Origin of the sequence: Shewanella sp. 38A_GOM-205m, from assembly GCF_000518445.1 — a bacterium.
GTDB lineage: Bacteria > Pseudomonadota > Gammaproteobacteria > Enterobacterales > Shewanellaceae > Shewanella > Shewanella algae.
The window spans coordinates 268,848-276,129 of record NZ_JADP01000004.1 but is presented as its reverse complement, the minus strand read 5'-3'; the positions used below and the strand labels follow the sequence as shown (position 1 = coordinate 276,129).

Below are 7,282 nucleotides of genomic sequence, written 5' to 3'. Positions count from 1 at the left end.
CAGGATTGCCACTAAAGAGCCCTGTCCAACGCTCAATGACTTCAAATGGCGACAACGACTGTTGCGCAGCAAGGTCAATTTTGAGCACCAAATGGTAGTGATTACTCATGACCGCATAAGCGCAAACGTCGATGCAGAATATTGACGACAACTGCCTGATTTTATCCACTATCCAGCCACGCCTATGTTCGTAACTGCGCCCCGACAGTGCATCTTCACCACACAAAAATGCCCTTCTCACGCAACGGCTAATTACGTGGTAAAAGGGCGTACTTTCAGCATCTATCAACTGGCGACGAGCGGTAGTCATAACCAACCTCGACTTAGCTTTGATGGGTATTTCAAAGCCTAGTCAAGGCTTGGCGAAACATCAAAAAGATATGGCTGTCCTGTTTTTTTACTAAACATCAAAAAGATATGGCTGTCCTGTTTTTTTACTGTTTTTTTTATGTTTTTTTTAGCTCGAAGCATCTCCACCATAGTGATTCATGATTTTTTGGATAGCTCTTTCTTGAGATTTAATTGGTGCTTTCGCAACTTGACCACCAAACATATCAGCAATCTCGTCCGCCATTGTATCAATCTCTAATTTTGCCGCTGGTGCCTTAGAGTAGATTTCACCAAACTTGTTTGGAACAACATACCCGCCACTGTCGGGTTCGCTTTATGCAAGAAGAGAAGATATTCGATTCATATCATCTCTTAACCTACACTGTTCATCATCACTAAGTTGTTGATCACACCGTTCAAGATTAATCCGCTCTAACAATTCTAGAGTTTGCTCCTTGATATCATCCCTGAGAAATCCATGCATTAGGCCTTCTTCACACAAAACCATATAAATAATTAGCTTTTCTAGCTCACCACTCTCAATTGACTTCGCATACTCAACCTGTACACGTGAAGAAGCTTGTCGAATATCGAGCCCATCGCGCATAAACTCTTCAATATCCTCATGGATAAATTCTTGAAGTTCTTCGTATGACCATTTGTCCATAATTATTCCCCCGCAAACACGTTTAGCTGAATATTAGGATAACGAGCTTTAAAATCGAAAATAACATCAGTGCAACTGGTACAAGTTAACCTTTCTGTAAACAGGTTTATTGAGCCTGTTGCATTTCGATTATTTCCAAGCCTTAAAGCCACATCGTTCAAGATCTTAAACTCCGTATCCCATTGTCTTGTATACGCGTCTGGCGTACCCACTCTAACATTGTCGGGATCGACTGCCTTCGGTTTAAAAATCCAATCAGATTCATCAGCTAAATGCACAAACCCATCAGCGCCCTTATCGGTTGGATAGTTAATACGACTATGAGCCTTCAACTCTATTGGCAATCCTGGAATATCAAGCTGAGCAACTCCAACATTGCCGCTACCTTGAAGCTTTTTAGGTAGCTCAGCACGAATATCTTCAACTCGGGTTTGTAGCGCCTTTTGGATGTTTAGTCTTTCAGCTTTAGTCAACACTTGCCTGTTTGGAACATCTTTATCCGCATTCTTCCGACTTTTCTGGGGAGTGTCAACATCACCCTTTGGTGTCTTGCTATTCAGTGGAGTCTGGTGTTTTCCGATATAAGTTTGAACTGCATGGTCGTTCCGAACCGCCTTTTGGGCCTTGGCGATATCTTCCAATACGCTGCTGGCCGGGCTGATAATCCTGCTGGCCCGTTTCTTGGTCACAACAAGAAACATCAGGATCACCCCAAAGACGCTGCCAACCAGCGCCGCAAGCAGGACAAGAGACATCTCCAACATGCCATCCAAACTGACCCGGCTATGCATATAACCGGCTATTTCGGCCAGCTTATCTTTGGGAAGGGCGTTGAGATAACGCAGTGGCAGTGATTGCAATAAGGCCCGGACATACTCGTCTTTTAACAACAAGATCAGCATTTCCATCGCCTCACCTGTGGCCTTCAAGCCATTTTCACCACGGGCACGCCATTGAGCCAGTTTGCTCTCCAGAGCATCGACATCGCCTGTCATTATCGCCTCGAGCAACAAAGAAAGACTTATCTCTGCTTCCTCGAGGAATGCCATCAAGCCACTGAAATCCAGCAAATCGTCCATGAAGCTGGCTGTTCCCTGACTCAGCCCCTGTGTATAAGCCTGGCCAGTCTGCAAGGCTTGTTGCCAGATTTGCTGTTGGTTGAACTGCTCTCGCTGAGCCGTCAACTCCGCCAGATGTGCATCCACTTTTTGCCTGAAGCTGTCACTGATTTGCTGAACATCCGCCTGAGCGGCCAACTGTTCGCTTTTCTTGGCCATTTCCGCTGCCGCAGTGTCCAGCGACGCCGCCAACTGACGGTAGAGGTCGGGTAACCTTTGCTCTGCACTTTGGCGCTCAGCCTCATCGCCGAAGATCACTGTGGCTTCCCCGTTGGGGCAATCTTCCAGGCAGGCCCAGCCCTTGGCATTCAATACCCCGCTCTTTTGCGAACCATCACTGAATTCGACTCTATAGGGCACCTTACCGGCCGCCGTCTCCTCTTTGTCATCGTAAACCAGTTCCAACTCCAACCTGCGTCTGGCTTGAGCGAACTTGGGGCTGATTTTGGGCGTTGGCGCCGTGGTGGGCGCAATCTGAGTAAGGCTGGGATCCGGGCTGTAAACAGGTTCGATGGCCGGGGCCAGGCTGCCGGTGGATATCTTAAAGTGAGCACTGCTGCCTGCAGAGGCAAAACGCTTTTGGATCTGATTAACGGCGTGAGGGGAAATACCTTCTTGAATGTTGGTAACCCACTCGCCTGATTGATAACGAAATAGTGGCAAGATTGGAGTATCACTGAGGATCACTCTGCTACCATCGGCCAGTTCCCGCTTGAGCTGCTCGAGCGAGCGCCCGGACGGCGCCAAAGATACCAGCTGTTCATTGCTCAAGCTTTGCCAGTTGGCCTCAATCTGCCCGGCATCGCTGAGATGCAACTCATCCATGCTGACTACGCGGATTACGCCCATCTACGACTCTCCCTGTCTGCCCCAAGGTAATTAGGTTACCCCTTGGTAAAACTCCTTGTTTCCTGTGGCGCTTTTTTGAGCGCGCCTGGATGGTACTGCAACTTTTTACAAAAAGCAGCTCAGAAATATCTGAAACTTTGGCTTTTTCCGATATTTTTCGCGTCGTTAGCCGTAAAACTATACTTTTGAGGGGAGTATTTACTTCGAAATGATGACCTACTTTTACACCCAGGTGCCAGCTCACAGCAAAGTGTTGCTGCTATAGCCTGAGGCCGGGGTTCTGGGCTATCATCTGGCCCCATAAATTCAGCGTATTCCAAAGCAGTATTCATGATCACCATTTCCGATGCCCAGTTGATCCGTGGCACCAAGACCTTGCTTGACGAGGCCTCATTGACTATTTATCCCGGCCACAAGGTGGGATTAGTCGGCGCCAACGGTACGGGCAAGTCCTCATTGCTGGCCCTGATTTTAGGGCAACTACACCTGGACAAAGGCGAGATCAGCGTGCCATCCCAGTGGCGCATTGCAACTGTTGCCCAGGAAACCCCGGCGCTGGAGGTATCGGCACTGGAATATGTGCTCGATGGCGATCGTGAGTTTCGTGAGCTCGAAACCCAGCTGGCCAAGGCTGAAGCAGAGGATAATGGCCACAGGATAGCCGAACTGCACGGCAAGCTTGATGCCGTAGGCGGCTACAGCATACGCGCCCGTGCCGGTACCCTGCTGGCAGGTCTTGGCTTTACCGAGGCCCAGCAGAGCCATCCGGTGAAGAGTTTCTCCGGCGGCTGGCGGATGCGTCTCAATCTGGCGCAGGCACTGCTGTGTCGCTCAGAATTATTGCTGCTCGATGAACCCACCAACCACCTGGATCTGGATACCATGTACTGGCTGGAGGGTTGGATTAAATCCTATCAGGGTACGCTGGTGCTGATCAGCCACGACCGTGACTTTATCGATGCCATAGTGGACGAAATCGTCCATGTGGAACACCAGAAACTCAACTTCTACAAGGGTAACTACAGCGCCTTTGAACACACTCGCGCCGAGCGTATGGCCCAGCAACAGGTGGCCTATGAGCGCCAGCAGCGAGAGCGTGCGCACATGCAGTCTTTTGTGGACCGCTTCCGTTACAAGGCCAGTAAGGCCAAACAGGCCCAAAGCCGCCTGAAAGCACTGGAAAGGATGACTGAGTTGATGCCTTCCAAGGCCGACAGCCCTTTCTATATGGAATTTCGCGAGCCGGATGCGCTGCCCAACCCCTTGGTGAAGATGGAAGATGTGTCGGTCGGCTACGGCGACAAGGCTATTCTCAACAAGGTGCATCTCAATCTGGTACCCGGCGCCCGCATCGGCCTGTTGGGTCGTAATGGTGCCGGTAAGTCCACCCTGATTAAGTTGCTGTCTGAGCAACTCTCGCCCATGCGCGGCCTGTACGAGCCCAATCCCGGGCTCAATATCGGCTACTTTGCCCAGCATCAGATAGAGTTTCTGCAGCTGGATGATACCCCGCTGCAGCATCTGCAGCGCCTGGCACCCAATGCCCGCGAACAGGAGTTGAGAGACTTCCTCGGTGGTTTTGGGTTCCAGGGAGATATGGCACTGGCCCAAGTGCGTCCCTTCTCCGGTGGTGAAAAGGCCCGTCTGGTGCTGGCGCTGCTGGTTTGGCAACGCCCCAATCTATTGCTGCTCGATGAGCCGACCAACCACTTGGATCTGGAGATGCGCCACGCCCTGACCGTAGCGCTGCAGGGCTTTGAAGGCGCCATGGTGATAGTGTCCCACGACCGTCACCTGCTGAGACTCACCTGCAACGACTATTACCTGGTCGACGGCGGCGAAGTGCGGATGTTCGATGGCGATCTGGATGACTATCACCAGTGGTTGCTGGATGCCGCCAGAGCCGCAACGGCAAGTGTGTCTCAGGTTGACGAAGCCTCACCGGCCCAGGACAAGAAGCTGCAAAAGCGCCTGGAAGCTGAATTGAGGCAAAAACTATCGCCGCTGAAGAAACGTCAGGCCAAACTGGAAGCCGAGCAAAGCCAGGCTACCGACAGATTGGCGGAGCTGGAAAATCTGCTGGCGGATACTTCTCTCTACGAGGCCGAGCAAAAGCCCAAACTGACGGAGATCCTCGCCGAGCGCACCCGACTGTCGCAGGCGCTGGAAGAGAGTGAAATGAACTGGTTGGAACTTCAGGAAGAGATAGACACCATCGAAGCCGAGTCAGGCCTTTGAGCCGGGGAAACCCGGGTGTTGAGATTGCAAGCAAGGAGAAAAGCGTGCCACATACGAGTCTGTTTACCTCTAGTCTTTGGCAGGAATGTGAAACACTTTACCCGGCGCTGGAAAGCCTGCTGATAAAGCTGCAGGATGAACACGGCCTGATAGTCAACCTCTTGCTGCTGGCGCTGACCCTGGACAACAAAGGCGTTAGTCTCAACCAGGGCTCATGGGCCCAGCTCCACAGCGAAGTTGAGCAGTGGGAAAGCGGCATTCTGCGCCCCTATCGGCGGCTGAGACGCCTGGCCAAACCCAACCTGGGACAAGCCGAGTACCAACAGATGTTGGATGTCGAGCTGATGATGGAACGCAGAGGGCAGCAGTTGATATTGCACAAACTCAATGGCCTGCCTCGCAGCGTCACTGAAGACAAGCAACACAATCTCAGTACCTATCTGGCACAGTTCAACCTCAGCCCTCAGCAACATCCTGCTCTGCTGGCTCAGGCTTGAGCCTCCGAGCCAGCAAGCTGGCGTTGCGCGCAGTCAAACCATAGATACTCAGCTGTGGATTGGCTCCCAAACTGCTGGGGAATACAGAGCCATCCATCACCGACAGATTGCTGTAGTAATGCGCCTGGCCTTCGCTGTTCACCCAGGATAACTGCCTGTCTTCCCCCATGGCGCAGCCACCCATCACATGCGCCGAAGCCACTATGGTCTTCAGTGGCGCCAGCGGCATCTCGGCAATAACCTGTTTGGCCTCTTGCCAGGAGGACAAAATTCCGGCGCCCTCATTGATGGGCATAACCTGCTCGGCGCCTGCGGCAAACTGCAGCTCGGCCATGCTGGCAAAGGCCCTTCTGGCGGCGGCAAACAAGGCCGGCGTCAGAGGGTAATCCAGGGCAGTGCCTTTATCTGTCAGCAATACCTGGCCACCGGGCAATTCCGGCGAAAAGCCATCCCGGATCAGGGCTATGGTGACCTGCAGATGATTGAACCAGGACATCAGCTCGGCATGCTGTGGCCCATAGCCCAGGGTCTTGGAGGCGATAAGCACAGGATGCACCGGCGGTACCTCCAGCTTATATCCTGGTTGACCAGTGGCACCATCTTGCCAAACAAACTGATCCGAATATATCGACTGCGGTGCCCCGGAGTGGGCATTGATTACCTCCCGAAAGCGGGCGCCACTGAGCACGGTTGGGTGTAAACAGGTCTGCTTGCCGAGGCGCTGATAGGGATCTGTCATTTGTGAACGCAGCAGTAATGCCGGAGTGTGGATTGCCCCGGCCGCCACCACATAATGACGAGCGCGGATCATCAATTTGACTCCAGTGGGCTTGTTATAGCCATCGAGCGCCTCGGCTCTGAGGGCAAAAACCCGCTCACCATGATGCTCGAAGCGCTCGGCGCGAACATGGCTGTATAACTCTGCTCCGGCATTCAGGGCAGCCGGTATTGTGGTGACCAGCATGGATTGCTTGGCATTAACCGGGCAACCCATGCCGCAGTACCCCGTGTTCCAGCAGCCCAGCACATTGCGTTTGATAACTGTGTAGTCCCAGCCAAGCTTGACACAGCCATCCCTGAGGGCCTGATTGTTGCGGTTGGGATCTATCGGCCAACGACTGATATTGAGCCTTTGCTCCATCTTGTCGAACCAGGGATCCAACTCGCTGCGGGACAAACCTTTAACCCCAAGGCTTTGCCAATAATCCAAGGTGGCTTTGGGGGTGCGAATCGAAGTGGTCCAGTTGACTGTGGTGGAGCCGCCGACCGACTTACCCTGGAAAATACTGATCCCCTTATCCTGGGTCTTCATGGCCGCCGCTTGCTGATAGAGTTCTGGATAAGCGCGGCGCTCCTCCATGACAAAGTCAGAGGATGACTTGAGCGGCCCGGCCTCCAACAGCAAGACTCTGAGCCCCGCCTGAGTCAATACTTCAGCCGCCGTGCCACCGCCGGCACCTGTGCCTATGATGACAACATCCGTCTCCAGTTCAAGATCCTCGGTCAAAGAGGCTCCATCTGTATGTTTCCAACCTGCGGCCAGCCCGGCCAAAATGGGATCAGCTATCGGCAAATGTGTCTCC

5 protein-coding genes and 1 pseudogene are annotated in these 7,282 nt (G+C 52.7%); 2 read left to right on the top strand and 4 right to left on the bottom strand.

The features are described 5' to 3' along the window. The 3 genes and pseudogenes from N512_RS24630 to N512_RS23710 form a co-directional block, all read right to left on the bottom strand. Nucleotides 1-310, bottom strand: a pseudogene (locus N512_RS24630) (alpha-amylase family glycosyl hydrolase); the annotation flags it as partial. Between the two features lie 354 nt (nucleotides 311-664). Further along, a complete protein-coding gene (locus N512_RS0105840) occupies nucleotides 665-997 on the bottom strand; it encodes an Imm3 family immunity protein (protein ID WP_028779714.1) in 333 nt (110 codons plus the stop codon). 2 nt (nucleotides 998-999) lie between these two features. Continuing rightward, nucleotides 1,000-2,520: a deaminase domain-containing protein gene (locus tag N512_RS23710; protein ID WP_197021434.1), complete on the bottom strand. Its 1,521-nt coding sequence runs from the start codon at nucleotides 2,518-2,520 to the stop codon at nucleotides 1,000-1,002. A 774-nt stretch (nucleotides 2,521-3,294) separates the two neighbouring features. Here N512_RS23710 and N512_RS0105830 point away from each other — a divergent pair. Beyond that, nucleotides 3,295-5,202, top strand: coding sequence for an ABC transporter ATP-binding protein (locus N512_RS0105830; protein ID WP_028779712.1), 1,908 nt, complete (start codon nucleotides 3,295-3,297; stop codon nucleotides 5,200-5,202). Between the two features lie 44 nt (nucleotides 5,203-5,246). After that, the gene (locus N512_RS0105825; protein ID WP_025011297.1) at nucleotides 5,247-5,699 is read left to right on the top strand and encodes a DUF2390 domain-containing protein; all 453 of its coding nucleotides are present in this window, start codon (nucleotides 5,247-5,249) and stop codon (nucleotides 5,697-5,699) included. On the opposite strand, the gene N512_RS0105820 is transcribed toward N512_RS0105825, so the two are convergent. Next, the gene (locus tag N512_RS0105820) at nucleotides 5,659-7,272 is read right to left on the bottom strand and encodes a GMC family oxidoreductase (RefSeq protein WP_028779711.1); all 1,614 of its coding nucleotides are present in this window, start codon (nucleotides 7,270-7,272) and stop codon (nucleotides 5,659-5,661) included. The genes N512_RS0105825 and N512_RS0105820 overlap by 41 nt on opposite strands. Nucleotides 7,273-7,282: the final 10 nt, after the last annotated feature.

What these genes read in the sequence shown, in the direction of transcription:
- N512_RS0105830 (WP_028779712.1), top strand. Translation starts at nt 3,295, where the DNA reads ATGATCACCATTTCCGATGCCCAGTTGATCCGTGGCACCAAGACCTTG.
- N512_RS0105840 (WP_028779714.1), bottom strand. Translation starts at nt 997, where the DNA reads ATGGACAAATGGTCATACGAAGAACTTCAAGAATTTATCCATGAGGAT.